The organism is Aureispira anguillae (assembly GCF_026000115.1).
GTDB lineage: Bacteria > Bacteroidota > Bacteroidia > Chitinophagales > Saprospiraceae > Aureispira > Aureispira anguillae.
Window position 1 is genome coordinate 633,053 of sequence record NZ_AP026867.1, and the last position, 26,738, is coordinate 659,790.

General features: G+C 36.5%; 14 protein-coding genes. 6 read left to right on the forward strand and 8 right to left on the reverse strand.

The window, feature by feature from the left end:
• The first annotated feature begins 36 nt into the window (after window positions 1-36).
• Window positions 37-1,719 carry a Na/Pi cotransporter family protein gene (locus tag AsAng_RS02320; protein ID WP_264791163.1) on the forward strand — a complete coding sequence of 561 codons (1,683 nt, stop codon included), beginning with the start codon at window positions 37-39 and terminating at the stop codon, window positions 1,717-1,719.
• A gap of 463 nt (window positions 1,720-2,182) precedes the next feature.
• Here AsAng_RS02320 and AsAng_RS02325 read toward each other — a convergent pair whose 3' ends face one another.
• The 7 genes from AsAng_RS02325 to AsAng_RS02355 form a co-directional block, all read right to left on the reverse strand.
• Entirely contained in the window at window positions 2,183-2,890 is a 708-nt protein-coding gene (locus AsAng_RS02325; protein ID WP_264791164.1) for a hypothetical protein, read from the reverse strand.
• Window positions 2,891-3,361: 471 nt separating this feature from the next.
• On the reverse strand, window positions 3,362-4,516 hold the full coding sequence (locus tag AsAng_RS02330; RefSeq protein WP_264791165.1) for an FtsX-like permease family protein: 1,155 nt from the start codon (window positions 4,514-4,516) through the stop codon (window positions 3,362-3,364).
• A 60-nt stretch (window positions 4,517-4,576) separates the two neighbouring features.
• Window positions 4,577-5,344 (reverse strand): hypothetical protein, encoded by a 768-nt coding sequence (locus AsAng_RS02335; protein WP_264791166.1) that lies wholly within the window; start codon window positions 5,342-5,344, stop codon window positions 4,577-4,579.
• A gap of 234 nt (window positions 5,345-5,578) precedes the next feature.
• The gene (locus tag AsAng_RS02340) at window positions 5,579-6,901 is read right to left on the reverse strand and encodes a hypothetical protein (RefSeq protein WP_264791167.1); all 1,323 of its coding nucleotides are present in this window, start codon (window positions 6,899-6,901) and stop codon (window positions 5,579-5,581) included.
• A 164-nt stretch (window positions 6,902-7,065) separates the two neighbouring features.
• On the reverse strand, window positions 7,066-7,626 hold the full coding sequence (locus AsAng_RS02345; RefSeq protein WP_264791168.1) for a hypothetical protein: 561 nt from the start codon (window positions 7,624-7,626) through the stop codon (window positions 7,066-7,068).
• 75 nt (window positions 7,627-7,701) lie between these two features.
• Entirely contained in the window at window positions 7,702-9,084 is a 1,383-nt protein-coding gene (locus tag AsAng_RS02350; protein ID WP_264791169.1) for a hypothetical protein, read from the reverse strand.
• A gap of 20 nt (window positions 9,085-9,104) precedes the next feature.
• Entirely contained in the window at window positions 9,105-9,662 is a 558-nt protein-coding gene (locus AsAng_RS02355) for a hypothetical protein (RefSeq protein ID WP_264791170.1), read from the reverse strand.
• Window positions 9,663-9,952: 290 nt separating this feature from the next.
• Between AsAng_RS02355 and AsAng_RS02360 the strand changes: the two genes are divergently transcribed.
• Window positions 9,953-11,425 carry a hypothetical protein gene (locus AsAng_RS02360; protein ID WP_264791171.1) on the forward strand — a complete coding sequence of 491 codons (1,473 nt, stop codon included), beginning with the start codon at window positions 9,953-9,955 and terminating at the stop codon, window positions 11,423-11,425.
• A 9-nt stretch (window positions 11,426-11,434) separates the two neighbouring features.
• On the opposite strand, the gene rsgA is transcribed toward AsAng_RS02360, so the two are convergent.
• Complete coding sequence (rsgA, locus tag AsAng_RS02365) at window positions 11,435-12,379, reverse strand: ribosome small subunit-dependent GTPase A (protein WP_264791172.1); 945 nt, start codon at window positions 12,377-12,379, stop codon at window positions 11,435-11,437.
• 667 nt (window positions 12,380-13,046) lie between these two features.
• Between rsgA and AsAng_RS02370 the strand changes: the two genes are divergently transcribed.
• The 4 genes from AsAng_RS02370 (at window position 13,047) to AsAng_RS02385 (ending at window position 26,629) form a co-directional block, all read left to right on the forward strand.
• Window positions 13,047-15,404, forward strand: coding sequence for an SDR family oxidoreductase (locus tag AsAng_RS02370; RefSeq protein ID WP_264791173.1), 2,358 nt, complete (start codon window positions 13,047-13,049; stop codon window positions 15,402-15,404).
• 399 nt (window positions 15,405-15,803) lie between these two features.
• Window positions 15,804-16,859: an NADase-type glycan-binding domain-containing protein gene (locus tag AsAng_RS02375; protein ID WP_264791174.1), complete on the forward strand. Its 1,056-nt coding sequence runs from the start codon at window positions 15,804-15,806 to the stop codon at window positions 16,857-16,859.
• 150 nt (window positions 16,860-17,009) lie between these two features.
• Window positions 17,010-18,422, forward strand: coding sequence for an endonuclease (locus AsAng_RS02380; protein WP_264791175.1), 1,413 nt, complete (start codon window positions 17,010-17,012; stop codon window positions 18,420-18,422).
• A 245-nt stretch (window positions 18,423-18,667) separates the two neighbouring features.
• Window positions 18,668-26,629: an RHS repeat-associated core domain-containing protein gene (locus tag AsAng_RS02385; protein WP_264791176.1), complete on the forward strand. Its 7,962-nt coding sequence runs from the start codon at window positions 18,668-18,670 to the stop codon at window positions 26,627-26,629.
• Window positions 26,630-26,738: the final 109 nt, after the last annotated feature.

A 26,738-nucleotide genomic window follows, 5' to 3' on the forward strand; every position in this document is an offset into this window, starting at 1 on the left:
ACAAAAATCAATTATTTTAAAATAAACAAAATCAAAATGGAGTTTGGAATTTGGGAAATTGTTCAAATTTTAGGATCGCTTGCTTTTTTTATCTACGGGATGAAAATGATGAGCGATGGGATTCAAAGAGCTGCAGGTTCTCAGCTTAGAAAAATCTTAAGAGGGATGACGAGAAATCGCTTTTTAGGCGTATTTACTGGTTTTCTTGTTACTGCTTTGGTGCAATCTTCTTCTGCAACAACCGTTATGACGGTAAGTTTTGTTAATGCGGGTTTGCTTTCTTTGGTAGAATCAGCGGGGGTAATGATGGGGGCTAATATTGGTACAACAATTACAGGTTGGATTGTTTCTATCTTAGGTTTTAAAGTTAAGCTTGCACATTATTCTATTCCTCTATTTGCCATAGGTGTTCCTATGTTTTTAATTGCCAAAGGCAAAACTAAATATTGGGGAGAATTTGTGATTGGGTTTGCGATTTTATTTATGGGATTGAGCGCTTTGAAAGGTGCTGTGCCAGATATTAAGCACAATCCTGAGGTATTGGACTTCTTGCAAAACTTTACAGAATGGGGGATACTTTCTCGTATATTCTTTGTTTTTGTTGGAGCTTTATTGACCGTTGTTGTGCAATCTTCAAGTGCATCTATGGCGATTACACTAACCATGTGTGCCCAAGGATGGTTGCCTCTTGATGTGGCTGCTGCAATGATTCTTGGAGAGAATGTTGGAACAACAATTACGGCAGAGTTGGCCTCTATGATTGCCAATACGAATGCAAAACGATCGGCTAGAATTCATTCTTTGTTTAACCTTATAGGGGTTACATGGATGGTGCTTATTTTGCCTTACTATCTTCCTGTTTTGACAAGCATGGCTGAAAGTGTTATGCAAGTTGATGCTAGTAAGGCTGGAGATGTGCCATTGATTTTAGCGGCTTTCCACACTACTTTTAATACCTTAAACGTACTGATTATGTTAGCTTTTGTACCTTGGTTGGTAAAAGTAGCTACAGTATCGGTAAAAGAGGAAGAGGACGAGTCATACGAACGATTGAAATTTATCAAAAATCCACCCATTACTCCTGAGTTAAGTACAGAAGCGCTTCAAAAAGAAACGGCTCATTTTGGTGAGGTAGTTAGTCGTATGAATGGCTTTTTGAAAACCGTAATCAACTCTATTGATAAAAAAGAAAAGGCAGAAGCAATTAAAAGATTGGCAAAATACGAAGCAATTAGTGATACGATGGAGATTGAAATTACAGAGTATATTACCAATCTAATTGATAAAAAAGCTACTCATGAAACATCAACCAAACTGCGTAGTTTTATGAATATTGCGAATGACTTAGAGCGAATTGGGGACATCTATTACCAAATATCTAAGACATTAGAAGAAAAGAGCAATACAAAAGCTTACTTTTTGCCAGAACAACGAAATGGTCTGAATGAAATGATTGGAATGATCTCTAATGCATTCAATCAAATGAATGCCAATCTTTCTTCTTCTTCTTATTCTACGGTAGAAAAAGACAGTGCAAGAACGCTAGAAGATCAAATCAATTCGCTTAGAAATAAACTTAAGGCAAATAACCTAGATCGTTTAGGAGATTCAGATTATAAGGTTGAAGCGGCTATGATTTATAATAATATCTTTTCTTCTTTAGAACGTGTTGGTGATCATATCATAAACGTAACAGAATCTATTTTAGGAGAGATTTAATACAACCTAAATCAATCGTTAGGTTTAATTTAATTGGATGGTTTGGGATGGGAAGATTAAAATTTATTTCCTTTACTCAAATCATCCAATTTTTTTGAACGATCTTGTTCCTTTTTAAGAATGAGGCGAGTCCTTAATCCCACAAAATTTTGCAAAATTTAAGGTGAAAGGGGAAGAGAGGATTGCAAGAAAAGCAATGAATAAAAATAGGAAAATGCTGCTTTTTTTAATATAAAATATCTTTTTTTGATAAGTAAACTATATTTTTGAAAATAGTTTTTGGGTTTTTATAAAATATTTCATACTTTCGAGCTAACGTTTTAAAACATTAGGTGTTCTTCAACAAAAAGAAGCCGAAAAAACAACTAATGTTTTAAAAATTTAATTGATTGATTTTTGGTGATTAAAAGGTTTGTTAAATGAAAATTTGGCAAACCTTTCTTCTTTTTCGGAGGGTATATGATTACCTTTTTTGCTTTTTTAGTTTGATGCTGCTTCCTTCTTCGTGGATAAATTTGCCATCCGAAATAAATTCAACGCCATTCATATAATGATAGGCTGCATTAGGTGCAAAGGCTGTTGTAATAGTAATTTTATTCGCTTTGGGGTTTTTAATTTCAAAGGTTAACTCTCTTAAGTCAAATACCATCGTAATAGACTTTATCTCTTTTTTGCCTTCGTACTTATAATATCTAGGAGAGTCGCTATTTTTTAGGCTATCTCGGACTTCAAGCGAGGCAGACATGGTTAGCTTTTGTCGTTCTTCTAACATCGCTAAAACAGCTTCTCCATCCATCTCAAAACTAGCCGTTTCATCCTCATTCATAAAGATAGTAGAAATAGTAGTTGGGCTTTGCCCTTTTCCTTTGCCTTGAATAATAATGCGGATGGCTTTTTGGTCGGGATCTTCAATTTCTTCAATGGTATAATCGCCCAATTGGTAATCACTAGTCAAGATGACTTTTCCGCTGCCCAATGGCCGCCATTTTCCTTGAGTGACACAGTTGGTCCATTCTTTATTATAGGTATAAAAAAAGACACCATCACGTCGAAGATTTAGCTCAATATCTTCTTTGTTTGCCTTGCTGGTATATTGGTAGACACCTGTTTGTGCTCGCATATCTAGCGTAAAAAAAAGAGAAATAGAAACGAGGATGAGGATTGATTTCATACTTGGTAATTTTGGTAGTGTGAATATTGCTTTTTTGTGGGAACATGCATTCGAATAACGATCATCATGGATAGTTTCGTATAGAAAAAAATAGGTAATTTATTCCCTGCGGTTATGAGATTGCTTCGCTTTGTTGTGAACATAATCGAGGTAGCACATAAGCCCTAGCAAACTGGGTATGCTTGTGCTAACAGCACAAAAGACTAACCCTAGCAGTTTTAGCTACGCCGTTGAGTACTTAACGAAAAGTATTACAAAAAGCAGTGTTTTTAGCATATAGAATTATTTGTGATAATCGTTAATGATTAGCAAGCTTTCTAGTCTCATGGGTTCGTATTAATGGGGCTAACCCTAAATTGGGATGTAGCCTTGTCAGTCCTTATTGTTATTTTTTAGGGGCAAAAATAGCAATGCAACAAACCTACTATGGCTAATTCTAAAACCATTGGATTAATATATTTATAACTTAAATTATGCCAAATTTTGTACATTCTTGCGAATGCTGCTGATATTGATCCATATAAACAAGATACAAAAAAGTAAGCCAACGAACCAAACTATTGGATGTAAACTAAAACTTAAATGGTAGCCCTGTTCTGTAATCAGGGAGGAAAGGAGGTATTTGATAGGAACCAATAGCGCAAAAACAGCTACCACCACTATGCCAAAGAGTTTTAGTAAATTTTTAGCTAGTATTTTGGCAATTTGCTGATCTTTGTACCCCAGTTGAATTAACAATTGTATATCTTGGCTAGCTTGCGCAATGAGTACTTGAAAATTTAGAATGAAAACTAACATGGCTAAGCCTACAATAGTCAAACCTATTGCTACCAATAAGAAAACAAGCATAAATAAAGTGGTTTTGAGTTCACCACCAATTAAACCACCTCTTGATATTTCATAATTTTTTTCTGCTAAGAATTTTTCTAAACCAACGCTATAAGGGTTATCGGTAGACGCAATGAGTTGAGTGGGCAATTTAGTTTTGCTGCTTTCGCCAAATTTTTGGTTCGCATAGCGCATAAAGGATTTTGGAACCAAGATGGAATTAACATTTGGTGTAAAACCACAAACATAACCATCAAAAATTTCTTGTTGTCCATTGCCAGAGACTGCAATCTTAAAGTCAACCAAACTAATGGTATTGGCTGAAAATTTGGGCAAGCCCTGACTGGGAGCAAAACCAAAGTTATACAGTGCCAGATAATCGCTCGATAAAACAATCGGAATTTTATCACCAGGTTTCCACTGAAACAAAACAGAGTCTACATCTAAAAATTCTTGTGGCAGTGCTTGAAAAAAAAGCAAGGTTCTAAACCCCATGGTTTGGCTCGAAAGAGAAACCTTGTAGTCATTGGATTCAAAGGCATCAACTTGATTAAAAAAGGGCTGCTGACGAATCTCATTAAATTCTTCTTGTGAAAAAGTCAATGGCTTGCCGTAGTTTTTTTCAAATAGTTTGTTGATGACCAAAAAATTATTATCCTTGGCTCCTTTGGTCAGTATTTGCACATCTAAATAAACTTGCAGGGCAAACAACAACAAAAACAAACCTATAAATATCCCTATAGATGCTCCAGTTGTTTGCCAACGGCTTTTATTTTTCCAAAGTACTTTATTAAGCATTCTTTTGCAAATTAGATGATACAATTAGAATCAAAAGATTACGATAACCTAATGAGTTGGTTATAGATATCTACGGCGAATTAATTTTACAAAATCCTTCGCAACAGGTTTCTTTAATTTTTTCATCCATTCATATTGCTCGACCAAATTTGACTCGATATAAGTACGAGCTTCCTCAAAATCACCTCCATTATTTAGTGCTTTAATTGCCGTCTGGAATTTGGCAACATCACCTCCAAATAATTCATTGATGTATAAGAATTTTTCATTTAATCCCAATGCTTTGTTAAGGTCTTTTAATGGAGCAGCACTCAATTTTTGAGACAAGTCGGTTGCTGCCTTAAACAAGAACAATTCTTCAAACTCTTCCTTAAAGCTATTGGTTGGTTGAGTAGGCGTTTCTTCTGTAGCAGTGGTGGGCTCAACAACAGGTTCTACCGATACAACAGGTTCCTGTTTGGGAACTTCCTCTTTGGGCGTTTCTTTTATTACAGTTGCTTCTTCTTTGGCTGGTTTGGTCGCCTCTGGAGTAGTATTAGTGGTATTAAAAACTAGCTTAGGGCGCTTTTTCTTAGGTGTTTCAACGACAGGCTCAGGTTTAGGAGTGTTATCACTAACTGTTGTCGTTACCGTTTGCTGAATAGGCTCAACTTCTGGAGCTTCTTTTACTACCGTGTTCCCTTCTTCAAAACAAGCATCGTATAATTCTCTAATGGATGCAAGCAAAGCATCTCGGTCTACTCTAGAAATGATTTCTTGATTGGCTTCTAAATAAGCATAAAAACGGTTAATCTTGTCTAATTTTTGTTTTATATTTTGCAAGTTCATAAACGATACAATGGACACTGGTTAGTAATCAAATTTGGTGAAAGATAAGTTTTTTCAATCAAAAACCTAAAATTATCTACTATAAGGTTCTTGAAAATGATTTTTGTTAGGAAGCAAAGAAAGTGCCGTTTGTAAGGAGGGATAGAAAAAACCGCTCAAAAACTTATTTAAATAAGTTTTGAGCGGTTCAAAAATAACAGGTATAGCGGTATGCTAATATTGAAAAAGAATGAATTATTTGATCGGTATGTTGTAAGAAATTCCAAGAAACCAACCCAAATGAGCAGTAGGTTTTAGTAAGTTCTGGTCTTTTAATACAGCAGTAGGATAGGGTTTATCTGTTTCATACTTTTCATCTAATTCATTGATCCCTTGTCCTAAACTTATCCCTGTAGATAAGACAAAACGCCTTTTTTTGCCTAAAATGAAACTATTGCCAAGATGCCATCTCATGCTGCCTGTTTCTACTTGGGTGCTAATACCCGCACTAATGGCAAAATCAAGATCGGAGCACCCACCAAAAGAAACATGAACCAAAGCGCCAATAGAAGGGATTAAACTTTTGTCATCAAAACTGCTATGAATAGTGATGGAGTCGGTCGCTTGATTGTTTAGTTTATAATCTTTTAAGGTATACGTTTTTGCCCCTGGAAAATGATTAAAAAATAGACTAGGGCTAAAGCTAATCTTGACTCCTTTTATGGCATATACTAGTGGCAATTTTTCGGGTTGTAGATTTAAACCTTGTTTCGGCTTTGCTTCTAAATCTAACACTAATTCGGAGGCACTTTCAAGTGGAATTGTTGTAAAAAAACTATAATTCCTAGGATTGCTTACTTGCTCGTAGAGTGTGGTTATATCATTGATTGCTTTTAAACTATTGCTATTGGTCATCAATGCGGTATAACTCGTTTCAAGCTTTGCTAGGTCAACTTTGTCTTCCACAGAGGCTCCAGCAGGCAATGGAGGCAAATTGCCATGCGCTATTTTTATGTTGTTAAACGCCATACTCATATTAGCACCAATATCAGCCTTACTGTAACTTTTACCTAAGTTTTGTTGCATACAGGCATCTCGATCTTTTTCTGCTTGTTGGTGCCCTACGTTGCTGTTTAAGATGTCATTAAAGCAAGTTGCACAAGCTAGATATTTTTGGAGCTCTTGAATGGCAGTTGTTAAGTTGTCAATGGGATCTGGATTTACACCTTTACGATCTTTGATGCCTTGATGAGCATTGCCTGACACTTTTGAGGCAACAGCAGCATCTGTTTTCATCTTTTCAATATCTAGAATTTCAGGGCGTGTGGTATGGTATGATTTTAACTGCTTATTGATGCTAATCTCATAGGCATTCCGATTGATGTTTATGATATGTATTTTGACATTTTTCCCTTTTTTGAGACAACAAGGCTCGTCTAATTGATCGGAACCTGTCTTAGAAAAGTCCCAAATGATGGTGTTTTTGATGCAGTCTGGGCGATTATCCTTTTGTGCCCAAAGGGAACAATTACAGCACAAAATACTAAGCGATAAAAGTAATTTAATGAATGTTTTCATAAGTCTAAAATTAATACGTGTTTACATAAAATTAGGCATGGGAGGGGCTTGCTGCTCTTGGAGCAGTTTTGAATTCTTTGTTGTAAATAGAAAAGGAAAATAAGAAGCAAAATTTAGATTAGTAACCTATAATTTTGCTTCTATATGAGTGTATAATAAACTTGTTATAGAGTACTGTATTGAACAATAAGATCTTTTTCTCCTGATTCTGAATTAGGGGTGTCTTTTAGTTGTATAAAAATAACTTGTTCCGTTAAGGAATATAATTGAACATAATCTGCATCATTATTGATTTCTGCTCGAATATCATCAACTCCAATAATTGATAGATAAAGTTTATCTGTAGCACCTAATTTTAATGGTTTGATAGTATCTGTTTCGTTCGGATCAGTTCCTTTTTCCTTTATATTAATATTCCCTGCAGTTCCTCTTTGAGGGGTTGGGAGGCAAGAATAGTACATTTCACCACCATATAATTTACCATATTGATGTTTTTGAGGTACTTGAAATCGAATGGTAGAATCAACTTTAGGTGTAGGTAATAAAGAAGCATTTTCTTCTACAAAAAGGGAAGAAGAATTAGAAGGTTGATAGAGTTTTAATCCTTTTGCTAAGTCAAATTTAAGGGGTTGGGTACTATTACTACAGTTAACATATAGATATGTTTTACCTGCATCTTTATTAGAATGGAGTAATACCGTGTTAAAGCATTCTGTTGTTGCCATAATAATTTATTATTTATGTGTTTAGTGCTTACTCTATTTTAGGCTTTTCAGCAATCGCCTTATAGTAGAACAATTTTATCCTCTTTTAATACAATTGGTAATACAATTTAAGGAACCTCTTCCGTGAATTAGGGGAATATAATTGTTTTGTAATAAGCAAACTTCAAACCCTAAATCTGTCCAAATTTTCTGATTTTGGTGATCATATTTTGATAAATTAGACCAATCGCCATAGCCAACGTCACTTGTTGGTATATCCATCTGTTTAGCAAATGTTGAGCGTTCAGAATAGGGCATAGTATACTCAGAATAATCTGCATTAGAACCACCATAAGATGGAAGCCAAACTTTTTTAGAGGTTGTTTGCTTATATTTATTTTCTATAATTTCAACCAAACAATTATTATAGGTTGCCCACATCCAGTTTCTTTCTCTATTTTTATTATCCTCATAAATGAGAACTAAAGGATTCCTGACAATTTTAAATTTTATATTTGGTGTGTTAAGTAATTGATCAATAATAGAATTAATAGAGGAACTAATTTGAGAAAACCAATGGTAGAATCGTTTAATTTCAGAGTTATTTATATCCATTGGTAAATCGACTCCTAAAGTAGGTTCACCTACTACCAATATGTATTCTCCTTTTTTATTGAATCCAGCTAAGGATATAAACATATCAATGTGAAAGAGGGGTTGCATAGATTGTTTGGAGTTAGGAGGAATCTTGTTAGTGACGTTATTAAAAATGAATTCTTTTGGAAGATTATCTATTGGAATTCTAGATTTTAAAAATATGGGAGTAATTCCAAACCATGTTTCATATGATGTTGTGTAATCTAAGCCGTTTTGATATTGAGAATCTGCTCCCATCAATATAAAACCACTACCAACTAACATGTTTCCTCCTTGAAAAGGGAGTGGGCTGTCACGAAGAATTAAGTGATCTTCGGAAGGCGAATTGGATCCAAAGTATTTTTTTAAAATAGAATTTAGCGCTACTGTTGAAGAATATAGATAGGTAGAGCTAGAAACTAAACAAGTGATAGGTGGATGATTAGGTTTAGTATAGATAACAGGATAAAAAAGATCTTGTATCCAGTGGCTAATTTCATGGGAAGGTTTGGTGATCTCTACGGGATAGATTCTATTGTTATTATAAGGAATTCTTGGAACAATTCCATCCTGATTAAATTCATTCTCATGATAAATGACAATTATTTTTTCAACGGTATCCATTTTTTGTACAAGTTCCTTGAATATTTCCCAATAGTTATAATTTTTAGTTTTTCCATCTTTAGGGAATACCAAAAGTAATGTTTTGATTTTACCATGGGCAGAAGAAATTATTTGGGGTTTGCCTGGAGGTAAGCCATATTTCAATGATTTATCTCTTATTCCAAAATCATTGTTTTTATCACTTCCTTTTAAAAATGGAGGTAATATTTTCAATTCCATAATGTGTATTTTTTAAGGGGTTAAAACAACTCATGCATGCTTAATTTTAATTGAATAACATCATTGGACAAAGCAATAGAAAGCGGATGATGAGTGGTTGGTAAATCAATCGTTTGGTTTAGGATTATACAATGGGGAGATTGGAGCTTTTTGAATATTTTTTGAGCTTGATGAATAATTTGTTGACTTTCGAATGGGAATGTTGAAGGCATTGAATCTTTGGTTTGAAACGCTTTGCTTATTTCTTGTAAAACGGATGAAAGCTTAGGCGACTCATCGTTTAATTCAACTAGAAAAAATAGAAAATGCAATTTTTCTTTAGGTACTTGAGCGAAAGGATAATTCAATCGAAATTTTTTTAGAATCCTTTCATTGTTTTTTTCAATAAAAGTAATATATTTTGAAATAGAATTTTTAGTGTTCGGAACAATAAGCAACTGATTGTTACTTGTGTCAAAGGCAATGGTTAGCAAAAAAAGCATTGAAGCAGGATTGTAAAAGTGCGGAAAATTGGAAGCGATCTTTTGCTTTAACCGCAATTCATTAACCCTAATTTGATATAAGTATTTTTTTTGCATATTGATACAAGGTTTATAACTTCTGTTCTTAATTCAAAGGTAATTGAGATAGAAGAAGATAGAAAACCAACTTTTTAAAAAATGTAAATTCCCATTTTTACAAGGCTTAGAGCAGGTTTAAATTTTATGTTCTTCAAAACCAACGGTTTTTACAAAAATGATTTGATTTTGGTGCCTAGTAAAGCTCTTTTTTAGGCTGATAGCAGCATTATCAAGGCTCAAAAGCATTACAGCTTGAAGATAGAATTTAAACATGCCCTTAATCCAAGAATCGTCCTAAACTAAACTAAATGGCTTCCTCCCTCGAATTGTTTGACTTGATTAAATCATTAACCAGTAATGAAAAACGACATTTTAGATTAATAACAGAACTGCAAACAGGCAAAAAAAACTATGTCCGTTTATTTGAAGAGATGGATGCCTTGGAGGTCTATGATAAGCAGCAGATCATTGCTAATTTGAAAGGAAATAAGTTTCTGAAAAGTCTGCACGTAACCGAAAATTATCTCTATCAGCGCATTATGGAAAGTTTGAGAACGTTTCATGCCGATCATTCCATCATGGCAAAATTGTACAACCTACTCTTAGATGCCGAACTGCTAAAAGGAAGGGGCTTTTACAAGTTGTCTATGGAGGTCTTGAATAGAGCTGAGAAGTTGGCAAAAAAGCAGTGCAAAAACTTTCTACTGACAGAAATTGCCACTAAAAAAATAGAACTTATTGTAGCAGATAGGGATCGATTATTGTTGGAGCAATTGGACGACTTGTATCAACAAACTCAACAGAACCATCAGCAATTAGAAGAAGAAAGCCTTTATATTTATTGGCACCATTGGTTTGTCTTGGTATTTAGGAAATGGCGGCACCCCAAAGATCCTCAAATTATACAAAGAATGGAAGAAGGCTATCAATTGGTTCAAGCTCAAGCTTTTCCTCAGCATGGAACCTTCCAAGCTCAATATTATTATTATACCATACAGAGTATTTATTGGCAAATAAAAAAGGATTACCTAAAAGGAAATGCTATTCATGCCAAAATATTGGAGGTGTGGGAAGCCAACCCTAGCATTATCAAAGAAAAGTTATCGGTTTATATGGCTCGTTTGGCAAACTATATCAACAATAGCCTTACTTGTCAAAAGTATGAATTGGTAGCTGTTTTGATCCAAAAAATGGAAGGACTAAAAACGACAAGTTTTGATGAAGCAGGGGAGCAATTTCAGAATGTTTATTTTTATAAGCAATTGTATTATTTAAATGCCAAACAGTTGGAGGCTGCTAAGGATTTGATTCCCTTAATTGAAAAGGGAGTGAAAAAATATGCAGCCAAAGTTAATCCTGCTCGAAAATTAGCCTTGTATTATAACTCAACAACAACACTTTTTTTGCTGGAAGAATATGAGGCTGCTGCTGATTGGTTGAACAAAATTTTGGCTGTGTCCAGAACCCATGAACCCAGAAAAGATGTACAGCGATTTGCCCGTATTTTGCAATTGGCAATTTATTATAAATTATCTAGTTATGAGGTCTTAGAATATTTGTTTAGAAGCGTTTATCGAAACAAAAAACTAAAAGCCGAAATGCATGAATTTGAAAAAATTGTGCTGCATTATTTTAAGCAACTCATAAAGGGAACCGTCAGTGAAAAAGCCGAAAAAACACTTTTTCAAGCATTTAGAGCAGCATTAGAAAACCTAAGTCCTATAGAAAAGAATACAACGGGATTTGAAGAATTTTTAATTTGGGTAAATGCAATGTGTTGACCCTTTAAACTACCAATCGGTTTGGCGTTCCCAAGAATTTTGTCCCATAACATCTTCCAAAATAGAAAGATAACTTTGATAGCGAAGAATGCTAATAGCACCAGATTCCACCGCATCTTTAACGGCACAATTGGGTTCGTTGACATGCATGCAATTGCCGTATTTGCAATGCTCTGAAGTATCAAAAATCTCTCTAAAATTATGCGCTACATCAACAGGATCCATATTGATAAAGCCCATTTCTTTGATGCCAGGAGTATCTATAATTAATCCTCCTGTTTCTAATTCATACATTTGTGCAAAAGTGGTGGTATGCATACCTTTTCCTGAATAGTCAGATACCTCCTGCGTGTCTAATTCCAAGCCTGCTTGAATGGCATTAACCAAAGAAGATTTACCAACTCCAGAATGCCCAGAAAGCAATGTTTTTTTGTTTTGCAATAGGGCTTTTAATTGATCAATACCATCTCCTGTTTGTGCAGATACTAAAATAGTTGGATAGCCAATTTCCCCATACATCTGTGCCAATCCTTTTTGAATGGCAATATCATCTTCCGTATAAATATCAGATTTATTAACAATGATATAGGTTGGGATATTGTGCGATTCGGTGGTCAACAAAAAGCGATCGATAAACCCTGGTTTTAGCATAGGGTCTTGAATGGTCACAATAATAAAGGCTTGATCAATATTCGCAGCAATTAAATGCATATAATGCTTTCGTCGAGTAGATTGCCGCAAGACATAATTTTGTCTAGGAAATAGTTTGGAAATCATACCTGTATCTAAACCTTTCTCCTGATCTACCCACACCTTATCGCCAACAGCAATAGGGTTGGTAAGCTTAATCTTTCCTAATCTAAACTTACCTTTTATGCGACAATTCATCAATCGTCCATCTTCCAGTTTGACAATATACCACTTGCCAGTTGATTTTGTTACTATTCCTTCCAATCTAAATCATTTATTAAAAATCACGAATTACCTCTTTAGACAGCCTAACACCAGAAAGACTTATAATCGTTCCCTTAAATAGCAGGTAAAATAAATTTCTTTCATTTTTACAATGCATTAGTTCGTTTCACGCATGCGCTCGCTCTGCTTGGTTTTGTTGGCTGGAGACTGCTTAGTGTTTGATGGCAATGTTACCAAAATGAGAGCAGACAATATTGTGCAGCAACGAACAAAACAAACAAAGGACTTGCTTAAAAATCCCTTACACACTACTAAGGTACGCTTATTTGTTAATATTAGCAGTATATCGCCCAGTAGTCCCTTATTTTTTTGACTTTTTTACAGAAAATTGGAGAAGGGAACAAGTTGTTTTGTTGGTTCATTAGTGCTTTACCCTTATTTTGGTATCAAGGAACCTAAGGAGAATAACCGACTTAAGATAACTTTTTGGTAGAGGCTTGTTTTGGGATAATAGATTGAATTAAGAATTCTTTAAATATTTAGCCAACTTCTTTTTCTTTTTTTTAGACAAAAGCACTACATTTAAGAAGTCCTATCTTATACATAAATTTATAGCTAGAAATAAATAATCAATTAATTGATAGATTGTTGTAGTTGTAAGTTGATGATTCATAATTAACTAAAGCACCTAATAAATTTTTCTTTCATGCAAAAGCAGACTGTTTACGTATTCTTTTCGGAAGCGAACTCAATTGAGGCGAACCAAATTATAACAGATTTAAAGAAGGCAAATGTCAATTGTATTATTGATTTGCCAACGGTCGAGAAGGTAGAACACATAACTCAAAATAAAGAGGCAACAGGACTTCTTCTTGTAAGTGACAATTATTTAAAATCTATTGATGAAACACGACATTTGGATCAATTGTTAGCGGAAGAATACACCGACCAGTTAATTCCTATTTTAACACACGGTCGCCGCCCCAAAAATGGTGCTGTTGACCAAGTAGAAGTTTATCCTACCCAGATCCAAACGCTTAATAACGTCATGTATTATCGTGATTTTTGGTATGAGGAATGGATTGCTTTGCGCAAAAAATCTAAAAATGCGACGAGTGAAGAAAGAGAGGAGTTAGACGAACTAAAAGAGATTGCTAAAAAAATGTCTGTTGGTAGTATTTCTACTTTCATTCGAAAGATCAATAATATTCCCACTGTTGATTGGGATGATTTCTGTGCAAATGATTATCAAGTGTTTTTTGATAAAACGGGATTGGACAAAACTGCTTTGAAAGAACAGGAAGAAAATGTCGTTGAAAATGAGTTTGTTGATGAAACGCCTCAGGAAGAAATAAGCAAAGAGTTGGAAACACCTACTGTTGAACAAGAGGAAGTGGTTGTAGCAGCTGCGCCTATCGTAGGAACGGAAGAAAACAAAGAAGAGCAAGAAGAAATACCTGCTATAGAGGAAGAAATTGATGAGGAAATTCTTGAAGAAATTGAAGAAGAAGTAACCGCTTTTGTAGAGGAAACGAATACTATTGAAGAAGAACTATCTGAAGAAGAAGAACCTTTAGAATTGGAAGAAGCTGTTGTTGCTGAAATGTTAGAAGAAGTGGTCGAGCAGGAAGAAGAACAAGAGGCAATAGTGGAGCAAGAGGAAGAGGCTCCTTTTAGTTTGGAGGGACTAGAGAATTTAGAGGAAGTAGATGCAGATGCCATTTTGGAACAATATACCATTGATGAAGTAGAAGATGTTGACATCTTGTTTCATATTGCAGAGAGCCAAGCAGAGGACGGTGAGTTTGATGAAGCTAGACATTGTTACGAACGTATTCTAAAAATAGATCCTTATAATGGACGTGCTTTGATTTGGTTGGCTCGTTTGCTGACTCGTCATTATGAGGATGAAATCTTAGAAGCGGCGCAGATGTATCGCAAAGCAATTATGGTGAACGATGAAAATGCAGGGTTGTATTATGAATATGCTTTGGTTCAAAAAGATCATTTTCAGGCTTATAATAAGGCGAGCGACTCTTTTAGAGAGGCTTTGTTGATTGACTCTTCTTACGAAGATGCTTATTTGGGCTTGGCGCAATGCCAGCGAGAAATGGGCATGCTTGACCAAGCAAAAGCAAATTATCTGCAAGCCTGTGTTTTGGACGCTCCTAGATTTCAAACCACAGAAAACGACGACTATTTTGGTGTGATTCGAATGGTAGAAGCAGTCGAAGAAGAGGAAATTGACGCTACGGTCTTAGAGGAGCGTGAATATCCTGCTAGCCCAAATGCCAATACTGTTGTTATGGTAACAGGAGCAAGCTCAGGTATAGGTCGAGCTATTGCTGGTCAGTTTATTATGGGAGGGTATAAGGTCATTATAACAGGACGTAGAACCGAACGATTGAATGATTTTAAAGAGATGATGGAAGAGCATTTGGAAGAAGCGCAAATTCATACCTTATCGTTTGATGTGGGCGATTTGGATGCTGTCAAAGCGGCTGTGGATAGCCTTCCTGAAGGTTGGGCAGATATTGACATTTTGATTAATAATGCAGGTCTAGCAAAAGGTTTTGCTCCTGTGCATGAGGGGAATGTAGAGCATTGGGAAACAATGATTGATACCAATATCAAAGGCTTGTTGTACATGAGTAGAGTCATAACCCCTGAAATGGTAAAACGCCAAAAAGGGCATGTGATTAATTTAGGTTCTGTAGCTGGCACACAAGTATATGCAGGTGGCGGCGTTTATTGTGCGACCAAAGCGGCTGTTGATTCATTGACTCGTTCTATGCGTTTGGATTTATACGAGCACAACATCAAGGTAACTTCTGTTAGCCCAGGGCATGTTGATGCTACAGAATTTGCTACTGTACGTTATGAGGATAGCGACAAAGCAAAAATTTATGAAGATTTCAAACCACTATCAGCAAAAGACGTTGCCGATACAGTTTATTATATAGCCACTCGTCCTGAGCATGTTAATATTCAAGATGTTTTGATGTTTGGAACACAACAAGCCTCTGTTAGAGATGTTAATAGAAGCGGTCGCAAAGAAGACTAATTAATTGCCAATTAGGCATTGGAATAAAGGTGTTTAGCTATTTTTAATGGTTAAACACTTTTTTATTTTATACGACATCCTTTATTCAATTCCGTATTAATAACACTTTTTGTACAAAGTATAGGAGTTTGAATTCCTTAGTATAAGGGAATAAAGGTATATTTGTAATCCCAATTTAACACTTTATAATAGCTTGTTGAAAATCTATATTTGATTGATAGATAGTTTTTTTTATTGTTTTGTGCCCAAAAAGGTACTGATAATGAGAGGCAAGCATTCATGCAACCGCAGGAGCGGTAGTTAGCGAACAAAAATATCTAATATAAAAATAAGGTTCTTTGATAATGCCATTCATTAACGATGGTAGCAATTAATTAGAGAACAAAAAAGATGAAACGTATGAATTTTAAATTAATCCTAAGTGCTTTATTGGTGACAAATGTCTGGATGACTGCAAAAGCTCAGTTACCTGTTGTACAAGCAAAAGGAGGGGAAGGAATTGCTATTGATTGGAATACAATGGCAGAAAAAGGAACGGCAGAAGATGGACTTGGTTTTTTTCATAATCCTTGTGCGCAAGGAACAACTCCTATGCATGTATCTTCTACACTCAAGGGACAAGGATCAAAAACGTATAAGCTGCAAAATTTAGCAGATGATAACCCAATGACGGCTTGGGTAGAAGGGGTCTTGGGCTATGGAATAGGAGAGTGGTTCGAAGTCAAAGCAATTACGGTCAATAGGATTTATAATGGCTATCAATCCAGTGCTAAAAATTGGAAAGATAATTCTAGAGTAAAACGATTTAAGGTCTATTTAGATGGTGCTCCAATTTGTTTTTTGGATTTAACGGATGAAATGGGAGCACAGCATTTTGAATTGCCTCATCGTCCTAATTGGGAGACAAAAGCGAATTTTAAATTTGAAATCGTGGAAGTGTACAAAGGAGATAAATGGGACGATGTTTGCATTTCTCATGTTGATCATGTGGCTTGTTGTTTTGCCCCAACTACCCAGATTAGTTTAGCGAACAATTGGAGTCAAGCGATTAATACAATAAAAGAAGGAACACCCTTGTTGGGGATAGATTTGAATACTGCCACGACCTTTGAGTCTAATGTTCAGCTGACAACCAATCAACGCCATTTAACCTTACTAGAAGTCGCAACAGCATCTCATGAGATTGCTATTACCCCAGACCATCCGCTTTATATTGAAGGGCGTGGCTTTATTTCCTTGGGGCAGTTGATGGTAGATCAAAATTATAAGGATTGGGATGCATTAGAACAGGCTGAACTTAACGTTATGGTTTATGACAAAGCGTTGGGAAAAACAAAATTTGAAAAAATTAATACCATCAAAAAAATAGAGGGTGATTTTGATACCTATACCATTCTTTCTATTGCTAAAGGAAGCACCTATATTGCCAATGGTTTTGTTAATAAAGTTTATTGATTTTTGTGTTGTCAATTGATTTAGAATGATAAATGAGCAGGCGTTTATTTGTCATTCTAAATTTTATAATTAAATAAAACGGATATTACAGTTGAAAAGAATTTTAATGTTAAATTAATTGATCTAATCATTCATTAAAATTACACTGAAATGAAAATACTAATACTTGTTTTAGCTTTATTGTTGCAAATTTCGAGCACAGCACAAATTCCTGCTTATTATAACAATGTGAACCTGAATGCAACAGGGCAAACGTTAAAAAATAACTTAGCAAACAAGGTCGTCCACTCTCAAACCAATACGATTTCTTATACTCCTGGTGTTTGGAATGCCTTGAAACAAACAGATTTAGATCCAACCAATACTGCTAATGTTATTTTAATTTATGGATACAGTAATACCGATGGAAATTCAACCACGGATCGAACCCGCTCAAAATATAGCAATGGAGGAGGTAGCACCGACTGGAATAGAGAACATGTATATCCTAAATCTTTGGGTACTCCCAATCTAGGAAGTTCTGGACCTGGGGCAGATCCCCATCACATTCGTTCTGCGGATGTAAATAGAAATGCTTCTCGTGGTAGTAGAAAATTTGCTAGTGGATCAGGAAATTCTAAAATAACAGCGCAAGGCTTTTGGTATCCTGGGGATGAATTTAAGGGCGATGTTGCTAGGATGATTATGTACATGTATCTTAGATACGGAAGCCGTTGTTTGCCCAAAAATGTAGGGATTGGAAGTACGGTGTCCAATGATCCCAATATGCTCCAATTATTTTTGCAATGGAATGTAGATGACCCCGTTTCTACCCTCGAATTACAACGCAATGGAATTATAGAAAACTTGCAAGGAAACAGAAATCCTTTTATTGATAATCCAGCTTTTGCGACTCAAATTTGGGGTGGACAACAAGCAGAAGATCGTTTTGGGAATGGTGGAGGGACTTCTCCTACAACAATTGATGTGAATCTAAGGCTTACCTTCGATAATTATCCAGAAGAAACGAGTTGGGAAATTACCAATAGTTCCAATCAAGTTGTTTATTCGGGCGGCAATTATGGCAATCAGGCAGATGGCTCAACCATCAACATCGCCAAAACATTAAGCTCTGGTTGTTATTACTTGACGATTAGAGATAGTTATGGAGATGGCATGTGCTGTTCTTATGGAAATGGGTCTTTTTTGTTTACCAATACTTCTACTGGAAATACGATTACTTCGGGTGGTTCATTTCAGACAGCAGATACCAAGGCGTTTTGCTTAGGTGGTGGAGCAGCAAGAAACAATAGCAATACCCTAAGGGAAACAAGGGAGGCAGAGTTGGTTAACGATGAAGGGGCAACACTGGCTATTTATCCAAATCCAGTGCATGAGGTGCTTTATATGAAGTTGGGAACCCAAGCAGCAACATTCGAGCTGTTGAACCAAGTAGGGCAAATCGTTGATCGTGGGACGGTAATCAATCAAAGGGTGCCTGTAGAAGGTCTGGCAAAGGGATTGTATTGGATTCGTATCCAAATTGGAGAAGAGAAAATTGTAAAAAAGTTTATTAAAGCCTAAAGGGTGGTCGCAGTCCGCTAATTTTTTCTAAGAAATTGGCGGACTGTTGCCTTAAAATTGTTTAAAATCAAATTGTTAGTTTAGTTCACGCCTAAGATTAACAAATGTAAAATATAAAACTTTATAAGTTTTTCATAGTGAGCGAAAAATGGGGTGTGTGAGGGAACTTTTTGAACTCAAAAAGCGTATTGTTAGCACAACATTTAGAAAAAGTATATTCTTTTTTATAAAAGCCACTAAAATACATGAAAACAAACGTCCTATTGGTATTCCTCTTGTTGGGAATGCAGTTTGTTAATGCCCAACACCCTTATGAATCGGCATTAAATCCCCTAAAAGATGTTTTACCTCCCTCTCCAACGGCTGCTGCCTTAGGAACCTATGGCGAAATTCCTGTCAGTTTACACACAGGGGTTCCCAATGTTTCTGTTCCGCTTTGTGTTCTTAGCGGGAAGCGTCTATCCGTACCCATTTCATTGACTTATCATGGAGGAGGCAATCAAGTTGATGCTGTATCTTCTTGGGTAGGCTTAGGCTGGAGTTTGAACGCAGGTGGCGTTATTAGTCGTACCGTAAATGGAATTGCGGATGATGAGCAATTTGGTTATTGGAATTATGCTGTACCCGACGATTTTTTAGCGCAAGGAATTAGCAACCCAGCTACTCAACAAGAAGCTTATGAAGCGAATGATTATTATAATTATCTCCAAGGAGCTGTAGATGGAGAACGGGACGGACAGCCTGACCAATTTAATTTTAACATTAATGGTTATGCAGGTCGTTTTTATATTGAAAACACAGGCGATGCAACAAACCCCTTGGTTGCTCGCCTAGTTCCTCATCAAGATATAAAAATAGAACTTATTAAGCCTGGTAGTAAATTAGAGGGTTTTACCTTAACGACACCAGATGGTATCAAATATAAGTTTGGGGGTCTTGATATGACGGGAGTGAAATGTGTTGAAAAGAGCAAAAATAACTCCACGATTAGTTGTGGTAGAAACTACAATATACCCATTATTACCAGTTGGTATTTACGAGAAATTGAAGCCCCTAATCAAACGGAAGTAATCCAGTTTGTTTATGAATCGCATCTATTAACTTATGAAGCAGGAATTTCACAAACTATTTCAACAGTGATTGACCAGTATCAAAATTCGTCAATGCCATCTCCTTGTCCCGTAGGAGTTCAATCCAATGATTGTATCCGTAATTTGAGCGTCGAGGGAATTCATTTAAAGCGCATCGAAGCATTGGGTGGACGGGTAGAATTTGTTAGTACGGGCGGAAGAGATGATCTTTTGACAGGTGGCGTTCAATTAAGGGAAGTTCAACAGTATGGAAAGGATAATGGGAATGCCTATCTTAAAAAATACGTGCTAAACCAAGATTATTCGTTAAGCAACAGTCCTGGAGCTCTAAGTTATCGACACAAGCGATTGCGTTTGTTGGGCGTTCAAGAAATTGCTGCCAATAATAATACAAGTAAGCCTCCACATGTTTTTGAATACGAACAGACCGCTTTACCTCCTCGTTTATCTAAGGCAAGAGATTTTTGGGGCTATTACAATGGTAAAATGAACAATACAAGTCTGATTCCAGCGAGTCTTTCTACCAGTCCTAATTTTTATCAAGGAGGAGGAGATCGCTATCCTGATTTTACCTATGCAAAAGCAGGTGTGCTACAAAAAATAACCTACCCAACAGGAGGGCATACGCTTTTGGAATACGAGGGGCATGAGTTAAGCTACGATGTTCCAATCCCTGAACTAATTGTTCAGAATGCAGGTGCAGGGGTTTCTTATTATCAACCTACTAGCCCAAATGAGTATAGCTCAACCTTTACCCTAAATCATGCTCAAGATGTCACCGTTACGGTAAATGTATCGTACCGATGTGGCGCTCCTGCTGCTGCGGTTTCCTATTTGCGAATCGATGAAAAAATTAATGGCGCTTGGCAACCCTTGACAACAAGCAATCCAAACATTAACCCTTCAGGAACGGGAAATGATGGAAAGGGCACTCTGGATTTTAATTCACACCCTACTGATGAAATAAACACACCTTATACTAAAACATTTGAACTTAGTCTTCCTGCGGGAGAATATAGACTCACTGCCGCCGCACTAAATGGTACGGCTAACAATACGAGTTGTTCCAATGATGATGCGTTGAGTATTCATGTGCGATACGAGCAACCAACGGGAAATTTGATTTATAATGAAGCGGTAGGAGGACTTAGAGTAAAGAAGGTCACTATTCATGATGGGATAGACGCTACCAAAGATATGGTAAAAGCGTATAACTATAATCAAGCAGCTAACTCTGCTCGTTCTAGTGGTGTCGGAATTCGCCCTTTAAAATTTCAAGCCAAAAACACGACCTATAACTTTACAGGAACAAGCCATGCAACCAGCAATCTGATTACAAAATGTGAACAATACACTGTCATTAAATATTCGGAGAGCCAAATTCCTTTGCATGGGGTTTCGGGGGCTCATATAGCCTATAAAGAAGTTACGGTTTTAGAAGGGAATAATGGGCAAAATGGAAAGACTTGGAATAAATTTAATATTGTAAAAAATACAACCGCTAATTTAGCCGAGGATTTAAGTGTTCCAACGACAATACTGGATTGGCAAGGAGGGCTCTTATTGGAGCAAGTTGTTTATAAAAAGGAGAATGGCAACTTTATAAAAGTACAAGAGCAAATCAATGACTATGAAATTGCATCTATAAATGGAAGCAATTCTATGCATACGTTTTATGGGACAAAAGTGGGAAAAATTGCGAATATTTATAGTTTAACAAGTAGTGGCGTTTATGTGGCATGTGATAACTACAATACGAATTCGGCAAATTTACCAGGTTATGATTTAGATGCAAGTGTAACAGGTACAGAAATCGTTGCTGATTTTTTTGCATTCATTACAGGATCTCCTGTTCCATATTCTTTGTTTACAAACCTCTACATTAGTCAGAATCCAGGGAATTATGTTCCGCATCCCTGTGAAGGAAAAGGACTTGGCGATTATATGATTAACTACCCTGCATTTGCAGGTTTTGTCACCGTTCGTTATCCCATTTTCTCAGGTTGGAACAAGCAAACAAAATCTACCCTACGTCAATACGATGAAAGTGGCACCAATTACATAGAAACGGTTACTAATTATGAATACGATGATGTTTACACCCATCTCAATAGCACCAAAGTAACCAATAGTGATGGGCTTACCCACATCACCAAAACCAAATACCCTACAGATTATGCCAATTATACAGGAAGTAGTGATCTAGCAGCAGTTGCGATCCATAATTTAAAGCAGCAACATCGACACAACATTCCACTAGAGCAAACAAAATACATTCAAAAATCAGGACAATCGCCAGCCTTAGTTGGAGGAATGTTAACCATTTTTGATACCAAACCCAATGGTTTGGTAGTTCCTAAAACGGTATTTCGCTCAGAGATCAGTAGTCCGATTGCCAATTATACCGAATCTAGTGTAGCTGCCAATGCAGGGTTTGTATACGATCCAGCAATTTATACTGCTTATGGGGAATATCTCAATCATGATGACAATGGCAATATACTTGATTTTCAGAAAACAGCCGACCAACTAAAAAGCTTTGCTTGGGGCTACGATCAACAACTGCCCATTACGGCAGCGACCAATGCCCACTCTTCAGAAATTGGTTATACTAGTTTTGAACAAGGCGATGAAACGGGCTGGTCGATTAGCACAGCTAGTAGCCGTGTAGCAGGAAAAGTAGGTGTTTCTGCCTTACAAACAAACGAAGAATTTCCTTTTGGGCGAGTTTTTACGATAGAAGGACAGGAAAAGAAATACAAATTCTCTGCTTGGGTGAATACCAATGATGCCACCCATTCCTATTTGGTAGTTCGGACTTGTGCTGCTCCTAACAATGCCACCTATCCCAATCCTATAGTGGCTCCAAGTTATGTTCAAACAGGATTTACGACAACCAATGGAGCTTGGCAATTAATAGAAGTAGAAATAGATTTAGCAGCGATTCGTCAAGCAGCAGGATTGTCCAATAATCAAACTTTAGCGATTCATGCTTATTTGTGGAATCCTTATCAAAAAACGATTGCGTTGGATGCTGTTCGTTTTCATCCTTCTGATGCCTTTGTACAGACCTATGATTACGACCAAAATACCCGCCAACTGATTGCAACCGATCAAGTAAACCGTTTACACAGTAGTTATCACTATGATGATTTTCAGCGTTTGTCTCATGTCAAAGATTTTGAGGGGAATATTATAGGAACCAATAGCTATCATTATAAGGGAGCAGGTTCGATAGAAAATCATGTTAAAACAGCACTGGTTCGAGTAGCAGGAAAAACAAGCTTGGCTGCTTTGGCTGGTCTGCCTGTAGATCAATTGATGGAGTCCTATCAATATATAGATGGTTTGGGTCGCCCAATTCAATCGGTAGGAAAGGGGCAATCTCCGAATCAAAAGGATGTTGTTTCCTTCAATGAATACGATGTCTATGGCAGACAGATGAAAACCTATTTGCCTTTTGTGAACAGTAACAGCAATACAGGAGGATTTAACCCCAATCCCATCCAACAAACGCAAACTTATTATGCCAATGAGATTGCAATAGAAAGTCAAACCGCTTATCCTTTTAGCGAAACGATTTTTGAAGCTTCTCCTTTAAATCGTCCCAAGGAACAATCCTCAGCTGGAGAGGGTTGGCAAATTGGGAATAATCATACCGTCCGTAGTTTTTATGGGCACAATGAAGCCCATGAAGTTTTGCGATTGGATGCGCTTACTACCACCGCTCAATATTATGCTGAAAAGGAACTTCTAAAGCAAGAAACGCTCAATACTAAAGGCGTAAAAACGGTTCGTTTTTCGGATCGATTGGGGCGTACCATTTTGGTACAACAAGAGCTAAGTCCAAACACTTGGATCAATACTTATACCTTGTACAATGCCTTTGGGAATGTCCAAGCAGTACTTACACCATTGGCAATAGAAAGGATACAGCAAACAGGAAATTATGACTATACCAATTCGATTTACAAAGAGCTGGTCTATAGCTACACTTATGATGCTCGCCAACGATTAACAAGCAAAAAAATACCCAACTCAGGGATTGTTTATTACGTTTATGATCGATTGGATCGTGTGGTGGCTACCCAAGATGCCAATCAACGCCAATTGGGGCAATGGACGATACAAAAATACGATCAATACAACCGTCCAATTGTTTCGGCACTCTACCATAGCAATTTAACGCAAACTGCCTTACAACAGTATTTTGATGCCCAAACTAAGTTGTACGAAGATCGAGCAGCCAATGCAGTAGGGTACACCAATACCCTTCCAAACTTAACGGCGAATGATCCGATTCAAACCATTCATTATTACGACGATTACGATTTTGATAGAGATGGGCAGGTGGATGCGACCAATAGTTTTATTCCTGCGGCAGGTTACGCCAACAGTTATTTTGACCGCACCCTTAACCAAGCGACAGGCAGTAAAGTTCGGGTTATGGATGGCTCTGGTCGTTTGCTCCAACAAGTTAATTTTTATGATGCTAGAGGGCGATTGATCCAAGTTCAAAGTGACAATGCTTTAAATGGAAAAGACAATAGTTTTAGTGCGTATGACTTTGTTGGAAATCTAACCAAAACAAGGTATCAACACAGCACAACAAACAACAACATCCAAAATGAGGTATTAACAGAGGAGTTCTTCCATTATGATCATACAGGGCGTTTGCTAAAGGTCTATCATAAAGTAGGGAACGAGGATAAGATTTTATTAAAAGAGCAGCATTACGATGAACTAGGGCGATTGATTGAAAAAAATCTTCATTCTACCAATGATGGCAACAATTTCTTGCAGTCGATCGATTATCATTACAATGTCAAAAACTGGTTGGTACGCATCAATGATTTAGATCAGGTGACTCCTGCTTCAACGGGTTCTACCCCTAGTACGACTTTACTACAGAAGAAGCTCCATGAAATTGTCCTCAAATACAACGGGCAGGATGCTACAGAAGGAGAAGTAAATACAGCGATTGAAATTGACGATGAAACGGTAGATTTGGTGAATGGAATTGTAATTGCTAGTCAGCAGTTGCACACCGAGGTAGATTTGTATGGAGAAGCGGCAACGAATACAAAAGACGAAGAAGTTCAAATAGATTTTTCAGATCAAACAATAACAGAAAGTAATATTGCGGCTTCTTTGGAGGAATTAGAAACTCGTTTAGCCCAAAAACTAACAGAGAATGGCTTGACCAACCTTACGGTAATGGAAGTGTTGTTAGAAGATTTAAAAGCGGAGTATAGGGATCGTTGGTTGCTGTTGCGTTCGGATAGTCAGAATGAGGACAATGAGGATCTTTTAAAAATGAATTTTGCCTATGATTATGGTGGAAATATCCATCATTTAGAATCAAAGGTAGAAAGCTATGCCTATCGTTCTATTTATGATTATTCTTATGATAATTTAGATCGTTTGGTCAATGCTGATTATACAGAATTTTTGGAGTCTTCTACTCCGATGTTACCTGTCTATCAACGACCCAATCATTTTTCGGTTCATAATATTTCTTATGATCTAATGGGAAATATAACGGGCTTACAACGTCGAGGAACATTGGCGGTTTTGGGTACTAGTTTGACCAATGGTTTAATGGATGATCTTTCTTATAGTTATGCGAATAACCAATTGTTAGCGGTACAAGATGCGGCAAGTGCGACCACTGGTTTTATAGATGGCGCTTCGAATAGCCAAGAATATGCTTACGATGAAAATGGAAATGTTACACAAGATGACAACAAACAAATTGTCATTCAATACAATCATTTGAATCTGCCCCAACAAATTCAGTTTACAGCAGCGAATGCTACGATCAATTGGATTTATGATGCTACAGGCAATAAGGTGCAAAAACAAATCACGAATCCCAATGGATTAGTTACAAATAAGTATTATATTGGAAATGTGCAATATGTGAATACAGAAGTAGAATTTATCCACCATTCGGAAGGGCGAATAATTCGCAATCTAATTGGTACAGGGAAATATGGGGTTCCGATTTATGCTTATCGCTATGAATATAGCCTAAAAGATCATTTAGGAAATGGACGGGTATTTTTCTCCGATATGGATAAAAATGGTATTTTAGAAGTAGCCCAAAATAGCAATACAAATGAGTTGTTGCAGCAGGAACATTATTATCCTTTTGGGATGCCGATTCGTGGGGAGTGGAAGTTTGTGCAGCCACAGGTTGGTGGGGTGAATCTTTATCAATATAATGGTATTGAAATGAACGATGATTTTGGACTGAATTGGAACATGGCTTTTTATCGTTCTTATGATGCTTCTATTGGACGTTTTCATCAAGTTGATCCAGCAGCAGAAATGTATTACACTTGGGGAAGTTATACAATGGCTTTAAATAACCCTATTAAAAATAGTGACCCTTCTGGGGCTACGGTTGTTATCCCTAATGAACTTCAAGAGACACATAATGGGCTTTATGAATCTTCAGCTACTTATAGAGCTGTATATGACCAACTACACGCAGATGATAGAGTTTTGGAAGTCTCATTACTTTCACCTAAAGAAAAGGGGGCTAATGGACAATATTATGCAGGAAATCACTCTATTGATATAGATCCTAAATTGTCAAGTGATGCATTAACTTCTGCATATACAGAAGAAGTAGCTCATGCTTATCAGGGAATAACATATGGTACAGCAAATTTAAGTAATGATCGATCAGATATAAGAAAAAGCACTAATAATCCAGATGAGATAAAAACAATGCTTGATAAAAGGCATGGAGAAGTTCAAAAAAAAGGAGTTGGAGGAGGTGCCTTTATTGAGGTTGAAGCCAAACTGATACAAGAACAAATGAGACAAGAGGTGGTTGGATCAGATGCAGAGTTTTCAGTAGATGAGTCAGGTACAGGTGGTGGTCCTTTAAAAGGTTGGTTTAATAAAAATAGAAAAGATAGGAAGACAGATCAACTAATAAACATTTCGTCAGAACGGCAAGTGAATAGTTTCTTTTCTCTACAAAAGTCTTTTGCCAATTACTATATATATAATTCAAAAGACGGTAAAAACCACCCATACGCCAAAAATAAAAGAGCAACAACTCCTGATGCTCTCAATTCATTAACAAACGTACGTAAATAATTAAAATGAAGCATTCTATGTTAATGGGAGTTATGCTACTTTTTAGCTCTTGTATGCCAATAAACAAATTTATTAAAAAAAATAATGTTACAATTATTAGTCGAAATAA